Source organism: Rhodococcus sp. IEGM 1370 (genome assembly GCF_033142325.1).
GTDB lineage: Bacteria > Actinomycetota > Actinomycetes > Mycobacteriales > Mycobacteriaceae > Rhodococcoides.
Genome location: NZ_JAWLRY010000001.1, coordinates 240017 through 266779, shown reverse-complemented (window position 1 = coordinate 266779; position 26763 = coordinate 240017). Strand labels below are relative to the sequence as shown.

The following is a 26763-nucleotide window of genomic DNA, read 5'->3' as shown; positions in this document are numbered from 1 at the left end:
GGTCACAGCAGCTGCTGGAATGCCTCTGGTCGCACCATCTCGAGCACCAGAGGCTTCCATTGCGGCGCGCGGTCCTTGTCGACCAACACTGCACGAACACCCTCGGCGAAGTCCGGTTCGGCGATGATCCACGTCGCCATCCGCAACTCCCGATCGAGGCATTCACGCAACGTGCTGTCTGCTCCGCGTGCGATCAGCGCGTCGGTGGCCATCAGGGATGTGGGCGACAGCGTCGCCAACTGAGTCTTCGTCGTCCGAGACCACGGTGTGTCGCACACCAGTGCGTCGATGATGTCGACGAGCGATTCCTTCTCGAACACCGCTGCCACCGCCTCTGCGTCGAACGACAGCTCGGTCGTCGACGGCGCGGTGGTGTATCGATTCAACACCTCGTCGACGGCAATGCCGGCGAGGATGTCTGCCTTCAAACTCTCCACCGAGTCACTCGGGCAGAAGTGCGTCGCCAAATTCAGTGCGAGCGCATCGGATCCGGAGATACGAGTTCCCGTCAGCGCCAGGTACCGTCCGACATGGCCCGGCAGGCGCGAGAGAAAGTAGCTCGACCCGACGTCCGGCACGAACCCGATCGCCGTCTCCGGCATGGCCAACACGGCGTTCTCGGTGACGATGCGGATGCTGCCGTGAATCGAAATGCCCAGGCCACCGCCGAAAGCCGCGGCTTCGATCACGGCGATGTACGGCTTGGGGTAGTTCGCGATCAGTTCGTCGAGGTCGTACTCCGCCGCGAAATACGCCGGGCCGGCCTCGTGGTCACCGTCGACTACGGCCTGCCGAATCGCCTTGATGTCCCCGCCTGCACAGAATGCCCGGGGTGAACTGCTCGTCACCAGAACCGACGTGACCGCATCGTCGTCTCGCCACGCGTCGAGTGCGGTGCGGATGCCCTCGATCATCGCACCGTTCAACGAGTTCAGAGCCTCCGGCCGGTTCAGGACGATATGCCCTACGCCGCCCACGATCTCGGCTTCGACAACGGCCACTGTTGACTCCTTCACACGCAGATAGCTCGACGCGTAACAGTAGCGCTATTCGCGAGACTCGACCGACCGCGGACGCGCGTCATCGGGAATGTCGGCGGCGAGACAGGGCCGCTCTTCCGCAGTGAACCACCCTCGATAGAGAAACAGCTGTCCGATCACCGGACTCTTCACCTCGATCTCGATGCGATGCCGCTCCTCGGCCGCATCCCACCACTCCCGACCGATCGTCACTGCCGACGCCACCTTGGGCAACTTCGGCGCGAGAGGGCCGAGCAGGAATCGCGGCACCTCGCTCTCGAGGATCAGCCCGCCATCGGCATCGACCTCACACCTGGTGTGCACCACCATGTCCGAGGAGAAGCCCAAGTAATCGAGGGCATACGCGTCGGACTCGGCGGAGGACACCATCACCGAATTCATCCCCTGCGGCCGACCCGCGAAAGCGAAGCGACGCACGAAAGACATTGTCTCGCGGCCCAATTCGTCGACATACGCATAGTTGGCAATGGTGAACGGCACGTCCTTGCCGACACCGGCGGGAAAGAGACCGCGCTTGCGTCCGGCCCACAGCAACGGCGGCGGCACCAGTCGAGAATGCGTCATCTCCTCCATCACGCCCACTCCGAACTGAGCGAGATCGTCCGAGGACTGCAATCCGAAGCGCCACTGAACCTTGGGATGCAGACGGGCAAAATCCGAACCGAGTACTTCCGCGACGACCGATGTCATGACCCCAGTATGCGCTGCGTGCACGTGCACGAAACTTCGTAGCAGGCTACGAGCCAGGAGTGGAGCCTGCGGAACGACCCATCACTCAGCTAGTCACATGCGGCTCCGCCGCACTACTCCAACTCGGCGGCCAGTTCCATCCATCGTTCCTCGGCGACATCCTTGTCGGCGAGGACCTGCTTGAGTTCGGTGTCGAGGGCGACGAGCTTGCCCTGCTCGGTGGACGCGTCGACGAGTTCGGCGTGCAACTCGACCTCACGCTTGGAGAGCCGGAGGACGAGCTTCTCGAGCTTGCTGAGTTCCTTACGGGCCGCGCGCTCGGAGGCCGCATCACGGGTGGCCTTGCGCGGTGCACTTCCGGTGGTCAGCGAGTCCGGCGTCGCGTCGGCGGCGAGCACGGCCCGCCTGCGCAGGTACTCCTCGATGCCGCCCGGCAGGTTGGTGAGCTTGCCGTCGCCGAACAGTGCCCACGTCGAATCACAGATGCGCTCGATCAGGTACCGATCGTGACTGATGACGACGAGAGTGCCCGCCCAGCCGTCGAGGATGTCCTCGAGCTGTTGGAGGGTGTCGATGTCGAGATCGTTGGTGGGTTCGTCGAGCAGCAGCACGTTCGGCTCGGCCATCAACACGCGAGTGAGCTGCAGCCGACGACGCTCGCCACCGGAGAGATCTCCGACGGGGGTGCGTTGACGCGCCGGGGTGAAGCCGAGCCGCTCCGCGAGCTGCCCGGCAGAAATCTCTTTGTCGCCCAGGGTGATCCGCTCGGCCACTTCCTTGACCGCGTCGAGAACGCGCAGCTTCTTGGGTAGGTCGTCCAGTTCCTGCTTCAGCCAACCGATCTTGACGGTCTGGCCCTGGATGCGCTTGCCGGCAGCAGGCTGCAGTTCACCGGCGAGCGTCCGGAGCATGGTCGTCTTGCCCGAACCGTTGACGCCGACGAGACCGACGCGCTCACCGGGAGCCAGACGCCAGGTGAAGTCCTTCACCAGTTCGCGGCCGTCGGGGGTCTCGAGGCGCGCGTCCTCGAGTTCGATGACGACCTTGCCGAGACGGCGCTGAGCGAACGAGGACAACGCGACGGAGTCGCGTGGGGCGGGAACGTCGGCGATCAGAGCCTCGGCCGCCTCGATGCGGTACTTCGGCTTGGAGGTACGGGCCGGGGCACCGCGGCGCAGCCACGCCAACTCCTTGCGCGCGAGGTTGCGTCGACGCTCCTCGGACGCGTCGGCCTGACGGGACCGCTCGGCGCGCGCGAACACCCAGTCGTTGTAGCCACCCTCGTAGGCCTCGACGCCACCGCCGACCACTTCCCACGTGCGATTGGCGACGGTGTCGAGGAACCAGCGATCGTGGGTGACGACCACCAGCGCACTGCGACGGCTGACCAGGTGTGCGGCCAACCACTGCACGCCCTCGACGTCGAGGTGGTTGGTCGGCTCGTCGAGCACCAGCAGGTCCAGATCCTGAACCAGGGCCGCTGCCAACGCAACTCGTCGACGCTCACCGCCGGAGAGGTTGTCGATCGGCGCGTCGAGTCCCGAGCTACCTGCAGGCCCGAGGTCGGCAATACCGATGCCCGTCAGGATATTTCGCACCCGAGAGTCACCCGCCCACTCGTGCTCGGCCATTCCGAGCGGGTCGAGGACCACCTGGCCGACGGTCGAACCGGGAGGCAGCACGCCGCGCTGCGTGACCACTGCCATCCGCAAGCCGTTGACCCGGCTGACGCGTCCCGAATCTGGCGGCTCGATGCCGGCGAGAACCTCGAGGGTGGTGGTCTTACCGCCGCCGTTGAGGCCGACCATGCCGATGCGTTCGCCCTCCTGCACGCCGAGGGAGACACCGTCGAGCAGCGGCTTGACGCCGAAGGACTTACTGACGTTTTCGAGATTGACGAGATTGACCATCAGGAAAAACCAATCGATTCGCTAGTGACAACACGAGCACCGGGAACCGGTCCACTCGCAACACGGACGGTGCGGCACACGCCTGCACCGGACAGTTCAGCGCTCACCGACACCGCCGCGTCGGCGTCGGCGCACAGGAACGCGCAGGTGGGGCCCGAGCCTGACACGATGCCCGCCAACGCCCCGGCGGTGACTCCCGCACGCAGCGTGCGACGCAACTGCGGCATGAGCGACACCGCAGCGGCCTGCAGGTCGTTGCCGAGCAACGGCGCGAGTGCACGCGCATCGCCGGACGCCAACGCATGCATCAGATCCTCGGTGCCGCCGAGGCGAGGCGGATCACCCTTGGCCCGCAGTTCGTCGAGCTCGTTGTAGACGGCAGGCGTCTGCAGACCGCCCTTCGCCAACGCCAGTACCCAGTGAAAACTGTTGCGCGAGAGCACCGGAAGCAGCTTCTCCCCGCGACCGGTTCCGACCGCCGTTCCGCCGTGCAACGAGAACGGCACGTCGCTGCCGAGTTGAGCCGCCACCTCGTCGAGCTCGTCGCGCGAGAGATCGAGGTGCCACATCGCGTTCAGTGCCACCAGAGTCGCGGCTGCATCGGCACTTCCGCCTGCCATCCCACCGGCCACCGGAATTCCCTTGTCGATGGTGATCTCCACCGACGGCTCTCGCCCGACGCGATGCCCCAGCAACTCGGCGGCCTTCCACACCAGATTCCGTGAATCGGTGGGAACCACCCTCGCGTCGTCGCCGCGCACCCGAACCGAGAGCGTCTTGGCCGGAACCACCGACAGTTCGTCCGAGAGCGAGAGCGCCTGGAACACCGTCGTCAGCTCGTGAAAGCCATCGGGACGCAGGTCACCGACCGACAGATGCAAATTCACCTTCGACGGGGCCCGAACGACGACGGGTGTGGGAACGACAGACAGCACGAGTAACCACAGTAGTGGAGAAACAGCGACCGAGTTCACCACCAGGGCGGCCTCCGGTGGGTAGTCGATGTGACGTTCAGTGGACTTTTCGGGGGTCAATGTCACATTCAGTGGACTTCGGGGGCCGCAACGATCGGCCGATGCGGACTGTAGTTGTCCGCAATGCGTGGCATCGTGACGTCATGAAGGAAACATCGGCTCGGTTGTTGCGGCTGTTGTCTCTGCTGCAGACGCGTCGGGATTGGGCGGGCGCGGAACTGGCGGAGCGACTCGACGTCACTCCTCGGACGCTGCGGCGCGATGTGGACAAGCTGCGCGACATCGGTTACCCGGTCAATGCGACGCCGGGAGTCGGTGGCGGCTATCAGCTCGGTCCCGGTGCCGAGATGCCGCCGCTGTTGCTCGACGACGACGAGGCGTTGGCGGTGGCGTTCGGGTTACAGTCGGCGGCCGGTGGCTCGGTGGCGGGCATCGGCGAGGCGTCGTTGCGGGCGTTGACGAAGTTGCGGCAGGTGATGCCGTCGCGCATCCAGCATCGGCTCGACGCGTTGCGGATCGACGTGGTGGAGCAGACCTCGCGTTCGGCGGTGGATGCGTCGGTGCTGTCCGCGGTGGCGGCGGTATGTCATGCCCACGAGCGGTTGCGGTTCGATTACCGCAAGCACGACGGTTCCGAGTCCAGGCGCGAGGTGGAGCCGTACAGCCTGGTGCGGGCGGGGGCACGCTGGTATCTGCTGGGTTGGGATGTGCTGCGGGAGGATTGGCGGTCGTATCGAGTGGATCGCCTGGATCCGAAGATTCCGACGGGTCCGCGGTTCACTCCGCGGGAGCTGCCGCCGGGCGGTGCGGCGGCGTTCGTCTCGAAGGGAATCGATCGCGCGTTCACTCAGGTTCAGGCGCGGATCGCGTTGCACGCCCCGATCGAGGAGATCGCTCCGATGATCGACGAGCAATGGGGCACACTCGAATCCATCGACGAGGGCACCTGCGCGGTGGTGTTGGCCGGAGATTCGCTGCCCTCGATCGCACGGTGGCTCGCAGCGTTCGACACCGATTTCACGGTGCTCGATCCACCGGAACTGCGCGAGGAATGCCGCATCGTGGCCGAGCGGCACGCGAGACTGAACGAGCGATACCTGGCGGCGGTTCACCCTCCGGTAACCGGTACGTGAGTCAATGGGCAGATGACGACACCACTCGGTTTCGACCCGAAGTTCCTGGCCGACATCGACGTTCCGTTGCCCGATCGCGCTGACGTGGTGGTACTTCCGTACACGCACTTCTCGGTGTCCATCGACCCTGCCCGACGCCTGGCCGCGGTCACCGGCGTCAACATCGACGGCGCGAGCCTGCAGGATGTCGGACGCGGAGACAACTGGCGACTCGACGATCGGCTACCGGCAGCGCAGCAGGCCGGCAACGAGTTGTACCGGAACAACGACCTCGATCGCGGGCATCTGGTTCGCCGGCGAGATCCGGTGTGGGGTGAGCGTGCGGTGGCCGAGCGCGCCAACGAGGACACGTTCCACTACACCGTGTGCGCTCCGCAGACGGCCACGCTGAACCAGTCGAAGTCACTGTGGCTGGGGCTCGAGGATTACGTACTGGGAAACGCCGAGCAGTACGACCGAAAGCTCTCGGTCTTCAGCGGCTGCATCTTCGCCGACGACGATCCGATCTACCGGGGCGTCGCCATTCCGCGGCAGTTCTTCAAGATCGCGGCCTGGTCGCAGGATTCGGCTCCTGCATGCACCGGATACGTTCTCGACCAGTCGCCGTCTCTGGACCCGATCCTCGACAAACCGCTGCGGCTCGAGACCGATCCCCCGCCTCTCGGCCCGTACCGGACCTATCAGGTTCCGGTGGCCGACATCGCGTCGATGACAGGCCTGGACGTGGGCATTCTGATCGACGCCGACCGCTACGCGCCGGTGGCTGCTGCCCGCGAGGGCGCGTCGACGTGGACCGAGCTGACTGCCCTGACGGACATCCACCTGTAGAGACGGCCTCAGGCTTCGGTGGCGGCCAAACGGACGAAGGCTGCGGCGTCGATGGTCTCGCCGCGAGCAGTGGGGTCGATCCCGGCCTCACGCAGCCGCCGTTCGGCGGCAACCGGGGAGCCTGCCCACCCGGCCAGGGCTGCTCGTAGGGTCTTGCGTCGCTGCGCGAATGCGGCATCGATCACCGCGAACACGGCCTTGCGATGCGCGGTGTCGGTCGGCCACGGCGGCTCGGCGTACCGATCGATGCGGACCAGCCCCGACTCGACCTTGGGTACCGGCCAGAACACCGAACGGCCCACTGCGCCTGCCCTTTTGACGTCCCCGAAGAATCTGGCCTTGACGCTGGGGATGCCGTAGATCTTGCTTCCCGGTACCGCGGCGAGTCGATCGGCCACCTCGGCCTGGACCATCACCACGGCGACGCGAAGGCTCGGCAATTCCGAGAACAGATGGATCAGCACGGGAACGGCAACGTTGTAGGGCAGGTTGGCCACCAGAGCGGTCGGCTCCCCCGCAATGTCCGCGGCTCGTACGCGCAGCGCGTCGGCCTCGATCACCGTCAGCCGATCGGCCAGAGTGGGGGCCCGGTCGGCCACCGTCGTGGGCAATCGGTTCGCGAGCTTGGGGTCGATCTCGACGGCGATGACGGCCTCGGCGACATCGAGCAGCGCGAGTGTCAGCGATCCGAGACCGGGGCCGACCTCGAGGACTGTGTCCTGCGGGCCCACACCCGCGGAGGCGACGATGCGTCGAACAGTGTTGGCGTCGTGCACGAAGTTCTGCCCGAGCTGCTTGGTGGGGCGCACGTCGAGCTCGGCGGCGAGGGAGCGGACTTCGGCAGGACCGAGCAGAGCCGCAGATCCCCTCACATGTTCGGACACGGCGGAAACTCTACGGGGCCAGGAGTGGAGCCCGCGGAACGACCCAGAAACGCAGGAGTGGAGCCCGCGGAACGACCCAGAAACGCAGGAGTGGAGCCTGCGGAACGACCCGAGGCAGTCAGCGATAACCCAGGCGCGAGGTGCAGGCTGGCCATGCGCCCCAGCCCTGCGACTTCTGTGTCACCGACGCGATGGCGATCTGCTCCTCGCGGGTGGCGAGGTCGGCGCGCGGTGCGTACTTGAGGCCGCCCTGGCGTTCCCAGGTGTTCTGGTCGAACTGGACGCCGCCGTAGAAGCCGTTGCCGGTGTTGATCGCCCAGTTGCCGGTCGCCTCGCACTGCGCGAGCGCGTCCCAGATCGCACCGTTCTCCACCGGCGGCACCTCGGTGCCCGGCTTGGCTCCGACGCGAACGGTCTTCGGCTGCGCGGGTACCTTGACCGTCTCGTCGACCTTCTCGCGACCGACCTCGACGCCGTTCACCATGTTGATCTTCCAGGTGATGTCGGAGACCCCCGGGGCACCCGGGTTCTCGACGACGGTGCGGCTCATGTTCATCGTCGGATCCTCGATGCGCTGCTCAGGAGCATCGGTGTCCGTGGTTTCGGTCTTGGTGACGGTGCGGTCACGCGTGACGACGATCTCGGCGCCGTCGGTGACGGCTGCGTCGGGATCGGGGCTGACGGTGTCGGCTTCCTCGAGCGGCGCACCCGCTGCTTCGAGGAATTCACGCACGGTCGGTGCTGCCAGGGTGACCGGCGCGGCAGGTGCTCCACCGTCGAGGAGCGAGACCTGCTTGGGCAGTGCCACATCGAGTTCGGTGCCGTCGAGCGGCAGTCGCTCGGAGCGCGAGGCGGAGACGTGCACGTCCTCGGCCAGACCGGTCTGCTGCAGAGCTTCCTCGACTGTCAGGGCGGTGGTCCAGATGTTCTCGGGCTGCCCGTCGACGTTCAGCGTGATCTCGCGGGCGCGGCGCAGGACCACTGTGTCGCCGTCACTGAGACCGGAGTCCGGCGCAGGAACGACCAGATCCTTGTCCGACGGCGCGTAGCCGGCGTCGGCCAGAGCACTGTTGACGTCGGTCTTCATCGTGCTCAGCGAAATCATGTCGCCGTCGACGTCGATGGTCACGGTCTTGTGACGGCTCACGGCCATGACGCCACCGGCGACGAGCGTCATCAACAGGGCCGCGACGACCAGGTAGAGCGTGGTCGAACGGGCGGAGTTGAGGCGTCTGATAGTCGACAAGTTTCGTAGTCCTGGCGGTTGCGAGCTGACTTCGGCGTCGAAACGCCCGAGTTCGGTCACGGTACGGTAACGAATTAGTACCCACGCCGCAACTTCAGCAGCTACAGGCCGTACACGCGTTCCGCATTGGCCGTGGCGTGGGCAGCGAGCTCCGCCGGATCCTGGCCACGAATCTCGGCCAACGCCCGCGCGGTGTACGGCAGGCAGTACGACTCGTTGGGAGCACCGCGGAAGGGATGCGGAGTGAGAAATGGTGCGTCGGTCTCCACCAGCACCAGCTCGTCGGGCACCAGTACCGCGGCCTCCCGCACTGCGTGCGCGTTCTTGAAGCTGACGGTCCCCGAAAAGCTGAGAACGTAGCCCGCGTCGACACACGCCTTCGCGGTCTCGGGACCGCCGGAGAAGCAGTGGAAGATCACCGTCTCGGGAGCGCCTTCCGCAGTCAGAACGGCGAGCAGATCCTCGTCGGCCTCGCGATTGTGGATCATCAGCGGCTTACCCAGTCGTTTCGCCAGATCGATGTGCCACCGAAATCCGTCGTGCTGCTCGGCCACCGTGGCGCACCCGTCGAGCTTGCCGGGCCAGTAGTAGTCCAGCCCGGTCTCCCCGACGGCAACCACGCGAGGGTCGGACGCCAATCGCTCGATCTCGGCCTTGGCCGCCTCGTCGAGCACGTTCGCGCGCGTGGGATGGATCGCAACCGCGGCCCACACCCGCGGATCCCAGGACGACGCGTCGACCGCGAACCGCGCGGCATCGAGATCGTCGGCGATCGTGACCACGCGCGTGACACCGACGGACTCGGCCTTGTCCACGATCGCGGCCACACTCGCCGCGTCGGTCGCCCCACACGCATCGAGGTGGGTGTGCGCGTCGACGAGAGTGCCGACGGGCTCGGGCAACGGTGGTGCGGGACGGTCTCTGCTCACGCTAGTTAGAGTAGGCGCACCATGACTGCGCCAGCTGATGCCTCACGGCCACCCTTCTACGTCACCACGGCGATCGCGTACCCCAACGGCGCTCCGCACATCGGACACGCCTACGAGTACATCGCCACCGACACCATCGCGCGCTTCAAGCGCCTCGACGGCTACGACGTGCGATTCCTGACGGGCACCGACGAGCACGGCCTCAAGATGCAGCAGACCGCACAGACCGAAGGCGTGGACGTGCGCGAGCTCGCCGCGCGCAACTCCGACGCGTTCCAGGCTGCGCAGGACCTGCTGAAGATCTCGTACGGACGCTTCATCCGCACCACCGACGCCGATCACCACGCCGCCAGCCAGGAACTGTGGAAGCGGATGGAGGCGAACGGCGACATCTACCTCGACTCCTACTCCGGTTGGTACTCGGTGCGCGACGAGGCGTTCTACACCGAGGCCGAGACCACCCTCGCAGAGGACGGCTCGCGCGTCGCGACGGAGACGAACACTCCCGTCGAGTGGACCGAGGAGTCGTCGTACTTCTTCAAACTGTCGCAGTACCAGGACAAACTGCTCGAGCTGTACGACGCGTCGCCGGAGTTCATCGCGCCGAACACGCGCCGGAACGAGATCGTGAATTTCGTCAAGGGCGGCCTGCGGGATCTGTCGATCTCCCGAACCACGTTCGACTGGGGTGTCCCCGTCCCCGGCGATGAGAAGCACGTGATGTACGTGTGGGTCGACGCGCTCACCAACTACCTCACCGGTGCCGGCTATCCCGAGACCGAATCCGAGTCGTACCGGAAGTTCTGGCCTGCCGACCTGCACATCATCGGCAAGGACATCACGCGCTTCCACACCGTCTACTGGCCGGCATTCCTGATGTCTGCGGGCATCGAGCTACCCAAGCGGGTGTTCGTGCACGGGTTCCTGAACGTCAAGGGCGAGAAGATGTCCAAGTCCCTCGGCAACGTGCTGGACCCGAAGTCGTTGGTGGAGAACTACGGTCTCGATCCGGTGCGCTTCTTCTTCCTCCGCGAGGTCTCGTTCGGTCAGGACGGCAGCTACAGCCACGAGGCCATCGTCGCTCGCGTCAACGCCGACCTGTCCAACGAACTGGGCAACCTCGCGCAGCGTTCGCTGACGATGGTCGCCAAGAACCTCGAAGGAAAGCTCCCCACCCCGGGCGAGTTCACCGCCGAGGACGAGGCGATGCTGGCTCGCGCGGACGCACTGCTGGAGATCTGCCGACGCGAATTCGACGTGCAGGCAATCCATTCCGCACTCGAGGCGATTTGGTCGGTACTCGGCGAGACCAACCGCTACTTCTCTCTGCAGCAGCCGTGGGTGCTGCGCAAGACCGATCCCGATCGCATGGCCACCGTGCTGTACGTGACGATCGAGGTGCTGCGCATCGTCAGCATCCTGGCGCAGCCCGTCATGCCCGACTCCGCGTCGCGCATCCTCGACCTGCTCGGGGCGTCGAACCGCGAATTCACCGACATCGCAACACGTTCGGTGCCCGGCACTGCCCTACCGACCCCGACGCCGGTGTTCCCCAAGTACGAGTAGAGCGCTCCGCGCATGTGAGCGAAACTTCGTAGCCCACTACGAGGTTTCGCTCACGTGCGGCGAAGCCGCTCTCACAAGGTCTTCTCGAGCTCCTCCAACGTGTTCTCCAGATGCGTCAGCATGCGCTGCAGATGCGGCACACTGCGTCGGCATCCGATGAGACCGAAGTTCAACGAATCACCGTTGCTGGCGACGGTGATGTTGAGCGCCTGCCCGTCGGCCACGATCGACGCCGGGTAGATGCCGTCGAGTTTCGCGCCGTTCCAGTACAGGTCTTCCTTCGATCCGGGCACGTTGGAGATGATGACGTTGAACGGCGGTGGGGTGTAGTCGACGAATCCCGGCACGGGCCCGAACAGCAACGGGGCCATGGTGATCGCACCGACGGTGAGCGCTTCGAGGGTGTTCAACTCGCTCATCATCTGCTTGCCCTTGACGGTCGAATCCTTGATCCGCTCGAGCCGCCGGATCGGATCCGATTCGTCGGTTCCGAGATTGCACAGGATGGTCGTCACCGAGTTTCCGGCGTCCTTGTCGTCACCCTCCTTGCGCAGCGACACCGGCACCATGGCGATCAGCGGTTCCTCGGGCAGCTCGTTCTGGTCGATGAGATACGCGCGTAGGGCCCCGGCGCACATCGCGAGCACCATGTCGTTGAGTGTGGCGTCGAGTGCAGTCCCGACCGTGCGGATGCGCTCGATCGACCAGCTTTCGGCGGCGAAACGGCGGGCTCCTCCGATGGGCACGTTGAACATCGTCCTCGGCGCCTGCAACGGCAGTTGTGCGCCCTCTTTCTTCAACGCGCGCAATCCGATTCGAGCCGATGCCGGCGCAAAATCCACCAGGTCCCCGACGATCTTGCGTCCCATCGAGAGCCCACTGCCCAGCTGCGCCAACCGCCCGGGCTGCTCGACGGCGACCTGCTTCTTGCGCCTACCGAACAGCGACGGATCCCACGTTGCGACGCCGTTTCGATCGTCGGGATCGGTGGTGAGCGTGCGCTGCATCAGCTTCAGTGCACTGACACCGTCGACCAACGAGTGATGCACCTTGGTGTACAACGCGATTCGGCCGTCTGCCAACCCCTCGATGATGTGCAGTTCCCACATCGGCCGGTAGCGGTCCAGCGGTGCGCTGTGGTTGAGCGAGAGGAACTGGAACAGCTCGCGAATACGTCCCGGTTGAGGCAGCACGGTTCGCCGAACGTGGTACTCGAAGTCGACTTCCTGATCGAATGCCCACGCGAGGTTGCCCATGATCTGCACCGGACGCGACGGTCGCTTGCGGAAGAGTTCGTGCACCTCACCGGTGGTGAACTTGCGGTGCACTTCCTCGGCGAAGTCGTGCGGATCGCCGGGCGGGACGAACAACTCGAGACCGCCCACGTGCATCGGGTGCTCCCGTGACTCGGCGATCAGAAACATCGATTCGGTGATGGGCATGAGTGCCATGAGCTGTCCCTTTTCCATTTGTTTTAGGTCACGGTACGGCACCGAATGTGACTCAGAACACGACCTTACGTCGGGTCACGAAAAGCTACCCGCTATTGTCCGTTACCAGGGGTTCCAAATAGAGCGGGGTTCCGACGCACGGCGCACACGCGCCGCGCAACGACAACGGGGATGGAGGCGACGGCTATGAATCCGGCGCTCACCGTAGTGAAATCGACCGACCCGACAGCCACCGCACGCAGGCGCGATATCCGCGGCGCGAGTGTGCAGTCACAGATTCTGTCCAAATCCCTGCAGTTCACGGTGCGACCGTTTCTGACCGTCTGGGCACAGGCACCGTCGCTTCCGTGGCCGATGGGGCTGGTCGACTACGCCGGCCTGCTCGTTCCGCAGATCAGCGGTACCACCCGTAGCCGGGTCATGTTGGCCGAGTGCGAGGCCGAATGGATTCGCGCCGAGGGCGCCGGAAGCGATCGCGTCGTCCTGTACATGCACGGCGGCGCATTCGTCTGCTGCGGCCTGCGCACTCATCGCCGGATGACCTCGCGCGTCTCCAAGAACATCGACGGCGCGGTGCTTTCGGTGAACTACCGCATGATGCCGCGCAATCCGATCAGCCACGCGGTCGAGGACGGCGTCGACGCGTACCGCTTCCTGCTCGACTCCGGTTACCGCCCGGAACAGATCGTCCTCGGCGGCGATTCGGCGGGCGGATATCTCGCGTTCATGGTCGCTCTGGCGCTGCGCTCCGTCGATTTGCCCGCCCCCGCAGGGATCTTCACCATGTCTCCGCTGACCGACATGGACCCCTCCGGCAAGCTCGACCACGAGAACGCGTCGAAGTGTTCGATCTTTCCGCCCAACGCCGTTCCCGCACTGACCGCATTGGCCGATCGCGTCGATGCGCGCATCGTCGTCGAGGGCCGACGGGGCCCGCGGGTCTCACCCGTCGACAGTGATCTGGCCGGCATGCCGCCGGTGCTGATCCAGGTCGGTTCCACCGAAATGGTCTATGCCGACGCCGAACTCATGGCTCAGCGTCTCGCTGTCGCCGGAGTCGAGTGCGAACTTCAGGTGTACGAGGATCAGGTCCACGTGTTCCAGGCAGCCGATTTCGTACCCGAAGCCCGCCGCGCGCTCAGAGCGATCGGCGAGTTCGCGCGGAACGTCAGCCCCCGCAGAGAAAGCTGAGATACCTTCTCCCCATGGCAGTCACAGCGAACAAGTCCGTCGACATCGACGCAGACGCAGCGGCAATAATGGAAGTACTCGCAGACGTCGAGGGCATCCCTTCGTGGTCCCCGGTCCACAAGAAGTGCGAGGTCGTCGATCGGTTCGACGACGGCAAGCCACACCACGTCAAGATGAACGTCTCGATCATCGGCGTCAACGACGAGCAACTCGTCGAGTACACGTGGTCCGAGAACGAGGTGTCGTGGACTCTCGTCGAGAGCACTCAGCAGAAGGCCCAGGACGGCCGATACACGTTGACGCCCAAGGGTAACGGCACCCATGTCGAGTTCGAGCTGACCGTGGACCCGAAGATCCCGCTCCCTGGCTTCCTGGTGAAGAAGGGAACCAAGACGATCCTCGAAGCGGCCACCGAGGGTCTGCGTCAGCAAGTGGTGGGCTGAGGCCCTACTGCTCCTTACGTGCGGCGAGAACGGCCTCGTAGACCTCACGTTTGGAGACGCCGTCGACCGCCACCTGAGCGCAGGCGTCCTTCAACCGCATGCCCGACGCCACCAGCGTTTCCACGTCGGCAACGAGATCCTCGGGTTCCTCGGCGACGGCGACGGCTCCTTCGAGCACGACGGTGATCTCTCCGCGCACCCCGTCCCTCGCCCATTCGAGCAACTCCCCCAGGCCGCCGCGGCGCACCTCCTCGTAGGTCTTGGTGAGCTCCCGGCACACCGCGGCGCGGCGGTCGGGACCGAGGACGTGGACGGCGTCCTCGAGGCACGCGACGAGACGGTGCGGTGCCTCGAAGAAGACGATGGCACGCGGTTCGGCGAGCACGGTTCGGAAATAGGTGCGTCGCTGTCCCTGCTTGCGCGGCGCGAATCCGTCGAAGCAGAAGCGTTCGACGGGCAGACCGGACAGCGCGAGGGCCGTGGTGACCGCGCTCGGCCCGGGCAGACACGTCACCGGCAGACCGGCATCGACGCAGGCTGCCACGAGGCGGTAGCCGGGGTCGCTCACCGACGGCATCCCCGCGTCGGTCACCAGCAACACCGTCTTGCCCTCGCCCACTGCCTCGACGAGAGCCGGAAGGCGGGCGGTTTCGACCTGGTCGTAGAAGCTGACCACTCTTCCTGCGATCACCACGCCGAGCGAGGACGCGAGTTGTTTGGTGCGCCGGGTGTCCTCGGCGGCGACGACATCGGCAGTGCCGAGGGCATCACGCAGGCGCTGCGAGGCATCACCGACGTCGCCCATCGGGGTGGCGGCAAGGATGAGCATGCCTCCAGTGTCCCGCACGCTGTGCAGCGGCGTGCCGAGCACTGCCGATCAACGCCTACGATCGGTACGTGACCTTGCTGACCTCTGAGCGCTCCGGCGACCGGTCGATGGTCAGTCCCGGGCCCACCGTTGCCGCGCGCGACTGGTTCCACGACACCGATGCCCGCCGCGGGTGGATCGTCACCATCGTCATCACCGTGATCTGCGCGATCACGCGCTTCACGATGCTGCGATACCCCACCGACGCCGGAACCCCGGTGTTCGACGAGAAGCACTACGCCCCGCAGGGCTATCAGGTTCTCACCGGCGGCGGGCTCGAGGACAATCCGGCATACGGGCTGGTGGTGCATCCACCGGTCGGCAAGCAACTGATCGCCATCGGTGAGGCGCTCTTCGGCTACAACGGCTGGGGTTGGCGCTTCTCTTCGGCCGTGGCCGGAACCCTGTTGGTGCTGTTGGTCATTCGAATCGTGCGACGCCTCGCCCGATCGACACTGGTCGGGGCGATCGCAGGCATTCTGCTCATCGTCGACGGCGTGACGTTCGTCAGCAGCCGCATCGGCATGCTCGACATCTTTCTCGCGCTGTTCGTCACCGCTGCGCTGGGTTGCTTGGTCGTCGACCGCGACGACATGCGACAGCGTCTGTCGAGGGTGCGCGCCGAGGGCCGCATGGACGTCAGCGTGCTCGGCCCGCGAATGGGAGTGCGGTGGTGGCGATTCGGAGCCGGCATCATGCTGGGACTCGCCTGCGGCACCAAGTGGTCGGGTCTGTACTTCATCGCATTCTTCGGATTGTTGAGCGTGGCATTCGATGTGGCGGCACGCCGCGCATACGGAGTTCGGCGGCCATGGCGGGGAACGGCGTTGCGCGACATCGGGCCTGCCCTGTACGCGCTGGTGGTCGTTCCGATTGCCGTGTATCTGATGACCTGGTGGGCGTGGTTCACCTCCGAGACCGGCGTGTATCGACACGAGGTCGGCAGTGGCGTCGGTACGGGAGGTCCGTTCTCGTTCGTGCCCGACGCGTTGCGGTCCCTGTGGTTCTACAGCAGCAGCGTGCTGCAATTCCATGAGGGACTGACCAACTCGGCGGGCAACCGACACCCGTGGGAATCGAAGCCGTGGACCTGGCCGATGGGTCTGCGCCCGATGCTCTACTACTTCGCCGACGGCGAGAACGTGTCCGGTTGCTCGGCGTCCTCGTGTGTCAAGGCGATCATGCTGATCGGCACGCCCGCGATGTGGTGGCTGGCACTGCCGATGCTGGCCTGGGTGATCTGGTCGGTGTTCGTCCGACGCGACTGGCGTTACGCCACAGTGCTCGTGGCGTACTCCGCAGCACTGCTGCCGTGGTTCACCACACTCGACCGACAGATGTACTACTTCTACGCAGTGGCTCTCGCACCGTTCATGGTGATGGGCTTCGCACTGGTGCTGGGCGACATCATCGGCAAAGCCACCGCATCGGCCGAACGGCGAGGTACCGGACTGCTACTGGTGTCCTTGTACCTCGCCGTGGTGATAGCCAACTTCGTATGGCTGTGGCCGATTCTGACCGCAATGCCGATCACGCCGGAGATGTGGCAGCAACAGTTGTGGCTGCCGAGCTGGCGCTGAGCGATCGAGCCAGGCAGGAGTGGAGCCCGCGGAACGACCTATGCAAGGCAGGAGTGGAGCCTGCGGAACGACCTACGCAAGCAACGCAGTCTTGCCCTTGGTGAGTCCGTCGATGCTGATGCGTCCGGCACCGAATGCGGCGAGCAGCAGCGCGCCGACCCCGAGGGCGACAACCAGTTCGTAACCGTTGTCCGCAGCGAACACGCCGTTCTCGAAGTGCACGAAGACCGCAGCACCGAGCATGTCGAGGAACAACAGCAGACCCGCGACCGGAGTGAAGATGCCCAGCACGAGCGCACCGCCGCCGACGAGTTCCACGAACGTGGCGAAGTAGGCGGACGCCGTGGGCAGCGGCACGTTCATCATCTCGAAGCTTGCTGCGGTGCCGTCGAGGCCGTAGGTGTTGAGCTTCTGCCAGCCATGGGCGATGAAAACGATACCCAGGCCGATTCGAGCTACGAGGGCAACGACGTCGCGTACGACGGTGGAGTTCATGACACATCCTTCTGACAGGGCTACAAGGGCAGCCCTACCCTGACAGAAGTAGGTTGAAGCGTCAACTTAACTGCCGCTCGCACCCTTGAGGGCAGATTCGAGGAACGATCGAGCCTGATCGTCGTCCAGTCCGATGGACCGGACCGTCCTGACGAACTCCGTCGCCGCCCGGGCCGCGATGTCGCGCGACGGATCGCCGCCCGATGCGACGAACGAACCGGACCGGCCCCTCGTCTCGATGATTCCCTGCTGCTCGAGCTCCCGGTAGGTCTTCGCCACCGTGTTCGGTGCGATCTTGAGTTCCTCGGCGAGACCTCTGACCGTCGGGATCTTGGTACCGGCGATGAGATCGCCCGATCGCACCAGCCCCAGAATCTGCATTCGTAGCTGCTCGAACACCGGGGTGGTGTTCGACGAATCGATGTGTACGCGCACGGTCGATGCCTTATCCGAGCGCGTCGACTGCGTCGACGATCGAAGTCGGCCCGGACGTCAACATCAGCGTCTTGCGCACAGCCGAGCCGGTATCGAGCAACTGCGCGATCACCGCGGCCACATCGGCGCGAGTCACCTCACCCGAGTCCAGCGGCGGCTCGGTCAGCGATACCGAGCCGGTGGGGTCCTCATCGGTCAACTTGCCCGGACGCAGAATCGTCCAGTCCAGTCCGCTTCTGGCCGAAACATTTTCTTCCGCAGCAGTTTTGGCCTCGATGTAGGCCTTCCAGCCGGAATCGAGATCCTCGGCGACCGGCTCCCCGGCACCGAACGAGCTGATCAGCACGTAGCGGCGAACGCCTGCTTTCTCTGCCGCATCGGCCAGAAGCACTGCGCCGGCCCGATCGACCGTGTCCTTGCGCTCGGGACCGCTGTTCGGGCCCGCACCTGCAGCGAACACCACCGCGTCCGCGTCGGCGAGCACTGCGGCAACCTCGTCGACGGAGGCCGATTCGAGATCGATCACCTGCGGCAGCGCGCCCAGCGCGGTGACGGCATCGACGTGGTCGCTGTTACGAATCAGCGATACCGCACGATCTCCGTGCGCCGTGAGCACCTGAGTCAGGTGCTGCGCGATCTGGCCGTGGCCACCTGCAATGACAATGCGCTTGTCGGTCATAACCACTCCCGTTCCTGGCGTGAATCTGTCGGGGTGGCTACCCGCGTGGCAAGATTGCAAACATGACTGGCTCGGCAACCATCTACCACAATCCCCGGTGCAACACCTCTCGTACGGTCCTCAAAGCGATCGAGGAAACCGGTGTGGTGCCGCGGGTGATTCGATACCTCGAGTCGCCTCCCACCGAGGACGAGCTGCGCGCGCTCCTTGCCGACGCCGGCCTCGAACCGCGTCAGGCCATTCGAACTCGCGAGAGCATCTACAAGGAACTGGGGCTGGCAGGCGCGGACGCCGACACGCTGATCGCGGCGATGGTCCAGCACCCGATACTCATCGAGCGCCCGATCGTGGTGACCGACAAGGGCACCGTGCTCGCTCGCCCGGCCGACAAGGTACAGACCGTGCTGTAGAGCGCTACAACCTCTCGCGCGACACCGGGCACGACATGCAGCGGGGGCCGCCCCGCCCCGAACCCAGTTCCGATCCGGAGATCCGCAGCACCTCGATGCCCGACGCCTCCAGCCGTGCATTCGTTTCGACGTTGCGCTCATACGCGACGACGACTCCCGGCGCAATGGCGAGCGTGTTGTTGCCGTCGTCCCATTGTTCGCGCTCGGCGGTGACGTGATCGAGTCCGGTATCGATCACGCGCAGCTTGCCGATGCCCATCGCATCGGCGGCCGCCTCGAGGAAGGGGTCACCGCCCCGGATGGTGACCCCTGCATCTTCGCGGTGAATGGTGAACGCGGACAACGTGTTCTGAATCGCCGGGTACATCACCACCGCGTCGGTATCGACCATGGTGCACACCGTGTCCAGATGCATGGACGCGCGCTCCTGCGCGATCGGCACCACCAGCACACTGTGCGCCAAATCGTCCTCGAACAGGCTGCGCGCCAACGCTTCTGCGCCTGCGGGCGTGGTGCGCTCGCCAACTCCGACTGCCACCACCCCCGGAGCGAGCAGCAGCACGTCGCCGCCTTCGACCGGAGCGGTCCGCGACTCGTACGCGCGCCGCACGCCGCGAAACATCGGATGGAATGCATAGATCAGATCGGTCAGCGACGTCTCCCGCACACGGGCAGGCAGCGCCAGCGAGGTGATCGCCACTCGGTCGTCTATCCAGAACGACGAGTCGCGGGTGAACAACAGGTTCGGCAGCGGGTCGATGACGAAGTCCCCACCGTGATGCATTCGCCGAACCAGCGATGCCCCGCTCGGTTGCGGCTCCCCCGTCTCCGCCTCGAGCAATTCGTCGAAAGTCATTCCCGCCATGAGGATCTGCACCAATTCGGCCGCCGGCACACCTCGTAGATGTTGGGCGAGGTCCTCGGCAAGCGACCGGCCGAGCCGTCGGGCATCGACGGCGGCGGAGATACCTTGCATTCGCGCTGCGCCGCTGACCGTCATGGCCTCGGTGAGAAGCTCACCGAGGAGCAGCACCGTGACCCCTCGACCTCGCAGGAGATCGGCGAACGCGTCGTGCTCGTCCTGTGCGCGATCGACCCACGGCAGACCGTCGAACAGCAGCTGATCGTTGTTGCGCGGTGTGAGGCGTCGAAGCTCGTCTCCCGGCCGGTGCAGCATGACGGTGCGCAGCACCCCTACCTCGGAGTCGGCACCCAACGGGCCCGCAACCGCATCGACACTCATGAACGAACGGTAATCCCATTCGCCGGCCGCCGCTGGGATCAGGACCTGAAGTATTGTCGAGGTCGTGCCGATGCCCGAGTGGAACGTCCGAGAACTGACTCCCGGCCAGCTGTCCGAGCGCAGCGGAGTTGCGGTCTCGGCCTTGCACTTCTACGAGAAACAGGGGCTGATCAGCAGTCGCCGAACCTCGGGAAACCAGCGCAGATTTCATCGCGAAACTCTGCGCCGGGTTGCCTTCATCCGGATCTCGCAGAAGGTCGGGATCCCACTGGCGAACATCCGGCAGGCGTTGAGCGAACTACCGGACGAGCGGACTCCGACGCGCGAGGACTGGGCCAGGCTCTCGACGCAGTGGCATCGCGAACTCGACTCTCGAATAGAGCAATTGATCCGGCTTCGGGACAACTTGACCGGGTGCATCGGGTGCGGTTGCCTGTCGCTGGCCGGCTGCGCATTGGTCAACCCACACGACGAACTGTCCTATTCGGGGCCCGGTGCGCGCACGCTGGACGTCGATTTCGACGAACCCTCGACTCGACGCGGCACGAGCAGCTTGGAGAACTGATCGTTCGCCTTCTGCAGTACGAATTCGTAGGGCGGGGCGAATTTTCTGGCGACCCAGTACCCGAACCGGATGTCGTTGGAGGAGTAGACGAGGTACTTGCGCTTGGCAATTCCGGCGAGAATGGCATCGGCGACAAACGAGGGTTCCACGGCACGCTTCTCGAACCTGTGTTGCAACTTCTGTACCCGCGGATCGTCACGATCGACGCCGGCGATCTGAAGCGTCTGCACCAGCCCGGTCTTGACGCCACCGGGCACCACCAGGCTGACGCCGATTCCGTGGCGCTTGAGGTCGTATTTGAGTACCTCGGAGACTCCGCGCAGACCGTACTTGCTGGCGCTGTAGGCAGCGTGCCACGGAAGGGGAATCAATCCGGCGGCGGACGAGACGTTGACCAGATGGCCACCCCGTCCGGCGTCGATCATCGGAGGTAGGAACTTCTCGATGATGTGAATAGGCCCCATCAGATTGACGTCGACCATCGACTTCCAGTGCCGGTGTTCGAGATTCTCGACGGTTCCCCACGCGGAGATGCCGGCAACGTTCATCACGACGTCCAGGCTGCCGAACTCGGCGTGAATGTCGTCCGCGAACGCGGTGACGGCTTCGAAATCGGACACATCGAAGGGCAACGAGTGACTGACGGTACCGCCCGCGCGACCGACCAGGTCCACCGTCTCCGCCAAACCGGTGCCGTTGATATCGGTCAGGAAGAGTTCCGCTCCCACTCCTGCAGCAGCGATGGCCGTTGCCCGACCGATTCCGCTGCCTGCTCCAGTGATCAACGTCTTCTTACCGCGCAGATCGTATGTAGCCATCGAAGCTTGTAACCCCCACCGGTTGCCACGTGTCAGTTCGATTTCGACCCTACGCGGTGACGACCGGGAGAGTTGTCACAATCTTTGCGACATCTCGTCTCGGTAGTCGGCGACAGTGCGCTCGATTCGCGCAGCATCGTCGTCGGCACCCTGTTTGCGTGCGTCGTCCGCACGCTGCTGCAGGGTTCCGATCGCTTTCCGGAGTTCGTTGTCCGACATCCGCGGCCGGTGCACAGTGTGTTCCATGTCACACAGTGTGCCCGGCAACCGGGTGTGCGGCAAGCACCCCGAGATCACGGAATTTCTCAGACGGTGACAGACGCCGACGTGATGCTCTCGCGCACGAAACTGGACAGACTCCGTGCCGCGAATTCGCGGAAGTAGGCAAGTTTGTCAGCAGGCACCAGGGACGGAAGGACGGTGTTCCAGACCTTCTCCATGCGCGAGGGGGCATCCGCGAGCCGGGACTGCGCCTCGGACACCATCAGAACTCCGGCGAGCATCTCGCACACCAGCAGCGCAGCGTTGCCTGCATCCAGATGGTCGGCGACGTCACCGTGCTCGATTGCCCGCTCGAAGAGATGCTCGAAGATGTTTCCCCAGGTACCGAACACACTGCCGCGGGCGGTGTCGGATCCGTCGATCTCCATCTGCAACCGGTACATGACGCGCACCAGGGGATCCGATGCGGCGAGCTCGAGTACCGAATACGAGATTCCGATGACGGACTCGAGAGCCGGGCTACGACTGTCGACCAGGCCGGCGCACGCGGTGGACACGCGATCATGTCCCTCGTCGACGATCGCACGCGCCAGTTCTTCCTTGGACGCGAAATGGAAGTACAACGCACCCTTGGTCACACCGGACTGCGCTGACACCTGACTCAGCGTGGCATTCGCATGCCCCACCTCGAGGAAGAGATCTGCTGCAGCGCGCAGTGCGGCCGCTCGTGTTGCTTCTGCTCTCAGTTGTCTCACCATGTTGGAACACCCCTGCTCTGTCGACCTTGCATGACATCGACGCTCTGTATCCGCTGCCTACCCGTAGTCCGATCGAGGTGAACGTGGAATTCACTTCGCCATATCGGGCTGCCAGCGCTCGACAATAGTAACCGGTTCGGTGGCGATTTTGTGATTCGAAAGTGACAATTGCATGAAGAACAGCTCGTTTACAAAACGATTGAAATGAAAAGTTCCACTTCTCCGGTATTCGTAACGACTTCGACTTCCTCTTTGTAGGCGCGAAATATCGATCCGGACATAACGCACTCTTCGACCTGAGCCCACACGTCCTCGATCGGATCCGCCAATGCTCCGGTGGGCGTGAATACCGCGAACACTCCGGTCGGTACCGACACGAAGACATCCCCCACCGCGACGTCGCCGGGCGCGTCCACCGAGACGGCGACCACCGCGTTGACCGTACCGTGGGGGTCCGGAACGTACACCGTGCACACCTGGTGCGCGTCGATATGCTTCTCGCGCAGACGATCTCGCAGGAATCGCATCCATTCGCTGCCGCTCGATTCCGCGCCGGGCTCCACTCGCGGTGCCACCAACCCACTGAACAGCTCTGCACTGCGCGCCGTCACCCGGAAGGTCATCACGAACCGCCGGGCGCGGTGATCGCCAGATAGAGGTCGATCTTGTACGCGTGGGGATAGCACTCGTAGTCGCCGGTGAACGATCGCACTATCTCGCCCTGCTCTTCGGCATGATCGATCTGGTTCCACAATCGGGTGAGAACGTCGGGGAAATACCCCACCGCAGAAAACCGTGCGTATTTCGCCGCGGGCACTTTTGCCACCAGATGTCCGCGCGCAACTCGATCGAGCGAAGAACACTGATAACCGACTACCTGCGTATTGTACGAGCCAATACCGGGGGCGAAGTCGGTATAAATGGACGCGAGCGGACCCGAGGTCTCCTGATTGAGAACTGCGGACCACGCTTGATCGAGAGCCGGGTCGTCGAGGCGGCCGAGCGCCCGTTTGGGGCTGCGAACGGGAAGACCCGCGACCCACGTTTCAGCGAGGTCGACGATCTCGAACGACATTCACACTCCGTAGAGAAGTTGCAGGGGCAGATCCTGTGCTCGGAACCGGTCCGTTCACAATATCGCCCGTCAATCTACCGGCGCGACTGGTAGGTGGATCGTCAATCGATCAACCGTACTTCGCACCCGTTTCGATCGCCGCAACAGCTGTCGTCGACGGTTTCTCCGGAGACCCGGAGGCCGCATCGGTTACCTCGTCCCACCCTGTCCCGTCGACCGGACGCGCTCGATTCCGCAGGCAATTTCGGCCGTGCCTGCACCTGCCGAAGAACCGATACAGGAAACCGGTACGGATCGACGGTCCCCGCGCAGAGCGCGGTCCTACATTCCCCCAACTGCGAATCGGGCACAGAACAATGTCGAACGATTCACTCTCCGCGCGTTGCTGCAGCGTAACTCTGGTCGCGAATACCGGACAGCTCACGCACAGAGGTAGTGCCCGCTCCGGAGTGCGAGACCGGAAGAATTCGAGATTCGCACGACGACAGAATTCGCGTCAGGGGCCAATGCATCGTGTGCAGAACCAGGTCCGAAATCAGCAATCTGCGCAGCCAACCGCCGGCCAGCCCATGATGGGCCCACGTGCGATACGAACTCTGAACGTAGTACCGGTACTCGAGGGGTGGCGTCAGCAAACGACGTCCGGACACCTCGACGCGCATCGGCTCGATCTGCGCGATCCGCAGACCGACCTTGTCGATACACAGAGACAGATCGATGTCCTCGTGTAGATCGGTACGCAGACTCGTGCGAGCGCGAACCGCTTCCCACGCGGATCTGCGGATAGCGAAATTGTTGCCCGAAGCGGCGGAAACCCAACGCTCAGAGGGCCTTTTCCGTACGGAACGGTCGACGAACGCCCGGTACGGTCGCGCCCACGGGGAGTCGTAGAGGTAGATCGGCCCGGTGACTGCGACATAGTCGAGGCGGCGCTCGAAGAAGTCGAGCACCGAGTCGACCCAGCCGGCCTCGATGCGGGTATCGGCGTCGATGCGGCCGATGACCGATCCGCGAGCGTGATCGAAACCGGCGTTGCGGGCGTGCACGACGCCGCGCTCGGACTCTCGCAGCAGAACCACCTGCGGAAAACGCCGCGCGTATTCGGTGACGATGGCCGCGGTGTCGTCGGTCGAATTGTTGTCGACGACAATTATCTCGTGAATGCGATCGCGCTGAACGAGCAAAGCATCCAGACATTCGCCTATGTGAGCCGACTCGTCGAATGCAGGCACAACAATGGAAAGAGTATTCACAACGCCAACCCCTGACACATTTTTGGCAATCGTGTAGCCCGACATCCTTACACGGTGAATGCATTCGATTCCGAGCCGCTGACGTTGACGATGCTACATCATTACTTCAAGAAAAGAACCCGTCGAATTATTCGGACTTTATGGTTCAGAATTCGGAATTCGGAGGAAGTATCAATCGTTGCATTGCCTCCCGATCACGAGAACCGGCCTTGTCCCCGATCCACTGCTCCGCTACGGGAGGGGCGTTCAACTCTCTGCGACGGCGCGCCGGGGACCCGACGTACACGCCATCCGGTTCGCAGTCTCGCGTCACCAGCGAGTTCGCCCCGATGATGCATCCGGCACCGATGCGTACACCCGGCATCACGACCACGCCGGACCCGATCCACGCTCCCGGACCGATCACCACCGACTCTCCCCGCAGTGCGCCTGCTCGACGCCGCGACGGCCCGGTCTCGTGCGTACTGGTGAGAATGCGAACGTGATCGGCGATGAAGACATGGTCACCGATCACGATGTCGGCAACGGTGTCGAAATAGCAGCCGAAGTTCACGAACACGCCGGTTCCCAACCGAACCGATGCTTGTCCTTGAATCATGGAACCGCCGTACATCAGGCACGGACCGGTATTCCGTAGACCCGCAGGCCGCAGAACGGATGCGCGCAACACTGCAGGCAGGAACGGCACGTTCGCCAACGAGACGACGGTCGCCTGACGCATCTGCACGAGGGCCCAGCGGACGTCCCCCGGGTCACGCATCCAGTCGCGGACACGCGAGAGAGCCGTCACGCGGCAGCTCGCATCCGTTCGTCGGACTCGGCACGATCGTCGACCGGCAGCGCCCGGCACGGCACGGCTGCGAACAGTCGCGAGATGGGCCAGCGCAGTGTGTGCATCAGCCAATCCATGGCCACGATGCGACCCAGCTTGCGCGACGCGAGACCGTGCTCCTCATACGAGCGGTAGCCGGCCAACGCATAGTGGACGTACTTCACCGGCGATGTCGTCGCGCGCCTACCGGACACTGCGGCCTTCATCCATCCGTTCTGGGCGACGGGCAGATGCTCGGCGGCCAGGCACAGGCACAGGTCGATGTCTTCGTGTACGCAGGTTCGCTCACTGACCGCACCGCGAACCGTGCGCCAGGCCGATGCGCGGATCGCGAAGTTGTTGCCCGATACCGCCAGCGCAGAGCGCACCGAGGGCTCACGTCGCTCGGCGCGCGAGTGCATCCACGCCAGGGGTCGGGCCCAGGGTGATTCGTACAGGAACGTCCGGCCACCCGTGGCAGCGACGGTGGAATGCTCGTCGAAGAAATCGACGATCGAGCGCGCCCACCCGGGTCGAACACGGGTGTCGGCGTCGATTCGACCGATGATCGACGAGTCCACCAGGTCGAATCCGGTGTTGCGAGCGTGGACCACGCCGCGATTGGGTTCGTGCACCAGCACGACCTTGTTCGTCCGCGCGCGAACGTTGTTCACCAATTGAAGCGTTCCGTCGGTGGACCCGTTGTCCACCACGACGATGCGGTCGATGTCGTCGCCCTGATCGAGCAGCAGCGTCAAGCATTCGCCCAGATGATCGACCTCGTCGAGTACCGGAATTACCACACTGAGCGTGTTCATTTCGATCCCCTGACAAATTTCGACATTTCAATTCTTCACAGCAACCTCTTAGAACTTACGACATGTCCCGGTAATTGCCTAAAGATGCCCGAGTTGCATATCCGCAGCTCACGGGTCCGAAAGATTCCCGAAGCCAGGTCCCGACGCTCCAAACAATCGAATCGAAGGTTTTGCGCGTCGATAGTGCAATTGGGGTTTATCCAGCACCCGCCTTCGAGAATGAACCCCCGAACCGACCACCTAGTTCGGTCGATACAAATCCATTCGGAATTCACTTCGCGGTAATATTCGCCGCCGTTGTTACCGGACAACTGTTACCGGACAACGAAAAAACCGCCACTCGGGTGAGTGACGGTTTTTGTCTTGGGTGGAGCTGAGGGGAATCGAACCCCTGACCTTCTCGATGCGAACGAGACGCGCTACCAACTGCGCCACAGCCCCTTCGCCG

General features: G+C 64.3%; 29 protein-coding genes and 1 tRNA gene. 8 read left to right on the top strand and 22 right to left on the bottom strand.

Features of this window, described 5'->3' with window-relative positions:
* Window positions 1-2 precede the first annotated feature (2 nt).
* The 4 genes from R4P47_RS01340 to R4P47_RS01325 form a co-directional block, all read right to left on the bottom strand.
* On the bottom strand, window positions 3-1001 hold the full coding sequence (locus R4P47_RS01340) for an enoyl-CoA hydratase/isomerase family protein (protein ID WP_317532637.1): 999 nt from the start codon (window positions 999-1001) through the stop codon (window positions 3-5).
* Between the two features lie 45 nt (window positions 1002-1046).
* The gene (locus tag R4P47_RS01335; protein WP_317532636.1) at window positions 1047-1730 is read right to left on the bottom strand and encodes a DUF4166 domain-containing protein; all 684 of its coding nucleotides are present in this window, start codon (window positions 1728-1730) and stop codon (window positions 1047-1049) included.
* A 113-nt stretch (window positions 1731-1843) separates the two neighbouring features.
* Complete coding sequence (locus tag R4P47_RS01330) at window positions 1844-3640, bottom strand: ABC-F family ATP-binding cassette domain-containing protein (RefSeq protein WP_317532635.1); 1797 nt, start codon at window positions 3638-3640, stop codon at window positions 1844-1846.
* A complete protein-coding gene (locus tag R4P47_RS01325; RefSeq protein WP_094633226.1) occupies window positions 3640-4575 on the bottom strand; it encodes a 4-(cytidine 5'-diphospho)-2-C-methyl-D-erythritol kinase in 936 nt (311 codons plus the stop codon). The genes R4P47_RS01330 and R4P47_RS01325 overlap by 1 nt, the downstream gene beginning before the upstream one ends.
* 182 nt (window positions 4576-4757) lie before the next feature.
* Here R4P47_RS01325 and R4P47_RS01320 point away from each other — a divergent pair, with 182 nt between their 5' ends.
* Both R4P47_RS01320 and R4P47_RS01315 read left to right on the top strand, forming a co-directional pair.
* Window positions 4758-5747: a YafY family protein gene (locus tag R4P47_RS01320; protein WP_317783929.1), complete on the top strand. Its 990-nt coding sequence runs from the start codon at window positions 4758-4760 to the stop codon at window positions 5745-5747.
* A gap of 12 nt (window positions 5748-5759) precedes the next feature.
* Entirely contained in the window at window positions 5760-6575 is an 816-nt protein-coding gene (locus tag R4P47_RS01315; RefSeq protein WP_317783928.1) for a DNA/RNA non-specific endonuclease, read from the top strand.
* Between the two features lie 8 nt (window positions 6576-6583).
* On the opposite strand, the gene rsmA is transcribed toward R4P47_RS01315, so the two are convergent.
* The 3 genes from rsmA to R4P47_RS01300 form a co-directional block, all read right to left on the bottom strand.
* Window positions 6584-7459 (bottom strand): 16S rRNA (adenine(1518)-N(6)/adenine(1519)-N(6))-dimethyltransferase RsmA, encoded by an 876-nt coding sequence (gene rsmA / locus R4P47_RS01310; protein WP_149405157.1) that lies wholly within the window; start codon window positions 7457-7459, stop codon window positions 6584-6586.
* A gap of 118 nt (window positions 7460-7577) precedes the next feature.
* Window positions 7578-8705, bottom strand: coding sequence for a transglycosylase family protein (locus R4P47_RS01305; protein ID WP_317783927.1), 1128 nt, complete (start codon window positions 8703-8705; stop codon window positions 7578-7580).
* A gap of 101 nt (window positions 8706-8806) precedes the next feature.
* A complete protein-coding gene (locus tag R4P47_RS01300; protein ID WP_317783926.1) occupies window positions 8807-9634 on the bottom strand; it encodes a TatD family hydrolase in 828 nt (275 codons plus the stop codon).
* Between the two features lie 21 nt (window positions 9635-9655).
* On the opposite strand from R4P47_RS01300, the gene metG reads away from it, so the two are divergent.
* Window positions 9656-11200, top strand: coding sequence for a methionine--tRNA ligase (metG, locus tag R4P47_RS01295; protein ID WP_068049793.1), 1545 nt, complete (start codon window positions 9656-9658; stop codon window positions 11198-11200).
* A gap of 71 nt (window positions 11201-11271) precedes the next feature.
* Here metG and R4P47_RS01290 read toward each other — a convergent pair whose 3' ends face one another.
* Entirely contained in the window at window positions 11272-12651 is a 1380-nt protein-coding gene (locus R4P47_RS01290; protein WP_317783925.1) for a wax ester/triacylglycerol synthase family O-acyltransferase, read from the bottom strand.
* 171 nt (window positions 12652-12822) lie between these two features.
* On the opposite strand from R4P47_RS01290, the gene R4P47_RS01285 reads away from it, so the two are divergent.
* Both R4P47_RS01285 and R4P47_RS01280 read left to right on the top strand, forming a co-directional pair.
* A complete protein-coding gene (locus R4P47_RS01285) occupies window positions 12823-13842 on the top strand; it encodes an alpha/beta hydrolase (protein ID WP_149405154.1) in 1020 nt (339 codons plus the stop codon).
* Between the two features lie 14 nt (window positions 13843-13856).
* Window positions 13857-14285 (top strand): SRPBCC family protein, encoded by a 429-nt coding sequence (locus R4P47_RS01280; RefSeq protein WP_317783924.1) that lies wholly within the window; start codon window positions 13857-13859, stop codon window positions 14283-14285.
* A gap of 4 nt (window positions 14286-14289) precedes the next feature.
* On the opposite strand, the gene rsmI is transcribed toward R4P47_RS01280, so the two are convergent.
* Entirely contained in the window at window positions 14290-15114 is an 825-nt protein-coding gene (gene rsmI, locus R4P47_RS01275; RefSeq protein ID WP_317783923.1) for a 16S rRNA (cytidine(1402)-2'-O)-methyltransferase, read from the bottom strand.
* Window positions 15115-15221: 107 nt separating this feature from the next.
* Here rsmI and R4P47_RS01270 point away from each other — a divergent pair, with 107 nt between their 5' ends.
* A complete protein-coding gene (locus R4P47_RS01270) occupies window positions 15222-16733 on the top strand; it encodes a dolichyl-phosphate-mannose--protein mannosyltransferase (RefSeq protein WP_317784069.1) in 1512 nt (503 codons plus the stop codon).
* Between the two features lie 72 nt (window positions 16734-16805).
* Here R4P47_RS01270 and R4P47_RS01265 read toward each other — a convergent pair whose 3' ends face one another.
* The 3 genes from R4P47_RS01265 to R4P47_RS01255 form a co-directional block, all read right to left on the bottom strand.
* Window positions 16806-17228, bottom strand: a complete 423-nt coding sequence (locus R4P47_RS01265; RefSeq protein ID WP_317783922.1) for a DoxX family protein — start codon at window positions 17226-17228, stop codon at window positions 16806-16808.
* 66 nt (window positions 17229-17294) lie between these two features.
* On the bottom strand, window positions 17295-17663 hold the full coding sequence (locus R4P47_RS01260) for a GntR family transcriptional regulator (protein WP_037191990.1): 369 nt from the start codon (window positions 17661-17663) through the stop codon (window positions 17295-17297).
* A 10-nt stretch (window positions 17664-17673) separates the two neighbouring features.
* A complete protein-coding gene (locus R4P47_RS01255; RefSeq protein ID WP_317783921.1) occupies window positions 17674-18342 on the bottom strand; it encodes an NAD(P)H-binding protein in 669 nt (222 codons plus the stop codon).
* Between the two features lie 62 nt (window positions 18343-18404).
* Here R4P47_RS01255 and arsC point away from each other — a divergent pair, with 62 nt between their 5' ends.
* Entirely contained in the window at window positions 18405-18752 is a 348-nt protein-coding gene (gene arsC / locus R4P47_RS01250) for an arsenate reductase (glutaredoxin) (protein WP_149405150.1), read from the top strand.
* Between the two features lie 4 nt (window positions 18753-18756).
* Here arsC and R4P47_RS01245 read toward each other — a convergent pair whose 3' ends face one another.
* Entirely contained in the window at window positions 18757-19995 is a 1239-nt protein-coding gene (locus tag R4P47_RS01245; protein ID WP_317783920.1) for an arginine deiminase, read from the bottom strand.
* 64 nt (window positions 19996-20059) lie between these two features.
* Between R4P47_RS01245 and soxR the strand changes: the two genes are divergently transcribed.
* Entirely contained in the window at window positions 20060-20560 is a 501-nt protein-coding gene (gene soxR, locus R4P47_RS01240; protein ID WP_068283494.1) for a redox-sensitive transcriptional activator SoxR, read from the top strand.
* On the opposite strand, the gene R4P47_RS01235 is transcribed toward soxR, so the two are convergent.
* The 9 genes from R4P47_RS01235 to R4P47_RS01195 form a co-directional block, all read right to left on the bottom strand.
* Entirely contained in the window at window positions 20476-21378 is a 903-nt protein-coding gene (locus tag R4P47_RS01235; RefSeq protein ID WP_317783919.1) for an SDR family oxidoreductase, read from the bottom strand. The two genes, soxR and R4P47_RS01235, sit on opposite strands and share 85 nt — an antisense overlap.
* 75 nt (window positions 21379-21453) lie before the next feature.
* Complete coding sequence (locus R4P47_RS01230; protein ID WP_317783918.1) at window positions 21454-21624, bottom strand: hypothetical protein; 171 nt, start codon at window positions 21622-21624, stop codon at window positions 21454-21456.
* 59 nt (window positions 21625-21683) lie between these two features.
* On the bottom strand, window positions 21684-22358 hold the full coding sequence (locus tag R4P47_RS01225; RefSeq protein ID WP_317783917.1) for a ScbR family autoregulator-binding transcription factor: 675 nt from the start codon (window positions 22356-22358) through the stop codon (window positions 21684-21686).
* Window positions 22359-22546: 188 nt separating this feature from the next.
* Entirely contained in the window at window positions 22547-22981 is a 435-nt protein-coding gene (locus R4P47_RS01220; protein ID WP_183130221.1) for a GyrI-like domain-containing protein, read from the bottom strand.
* Window positions 22981-23433: a GyrI-like domain-containing protein gene (locus R4P47_RS01215; protein WP_068049769.1), complete on the bottom strand. Its 453-nt coding sequence runs from the start codon at window positions 23431-23433 to the stop codon at window positions 22981-22983. The genes R4P47_RS01220 and R4P47_RS01215 overlap by 1 nt, the downstream gene beginning before the upstream one ends.
* A 368-nt stretch (window positions 23434-23801) precedes the next feature.
* Window positions 23802-24665 (bottom strand): glycosyltransferase family 2 protein, encoded by an 864-nt coding sequence (locus R4P47_RS01210; RefSeq protein WP_411567278.1) that lies wholly within the window; start codon window positions 24663-24665, stop codon window positions 23802-23804.
* A gap of 166 nt (window positions 24666-24831) precedes the next feature.
* Window positions 24832-25476, bottom strand: a complete 645-nt coding sequence (locus R4P47_RS01205) for an acetyltransferase (RefSeq protein ID WP_317783915.1) — start codon at window positions 25474-25476, stop codon at window positions 24832-24834.
* A complete protein-coding gene (locus R4P47_RS01200) occupies window positions 25473-26315 on the bottom strand; it encodes a glycosyltransferase family 2 protein (protein ID WP_094639552.1) in 843 nt (280 codons plus the stop codon). The genes R4P47_RS01205 and R4P47_RS01200 overlap by 4 nt, the downstream gene beginning before the upstream one ends.
* Window positions 26316-26683: 368 nt before the next feature.
* Window positions 26684-26756 (bottom strand) — tRNA-Ala (locus tag R4P47_RS01195).
* Window positions 26757-26763 lie beyond the last annotated feature (7 nt).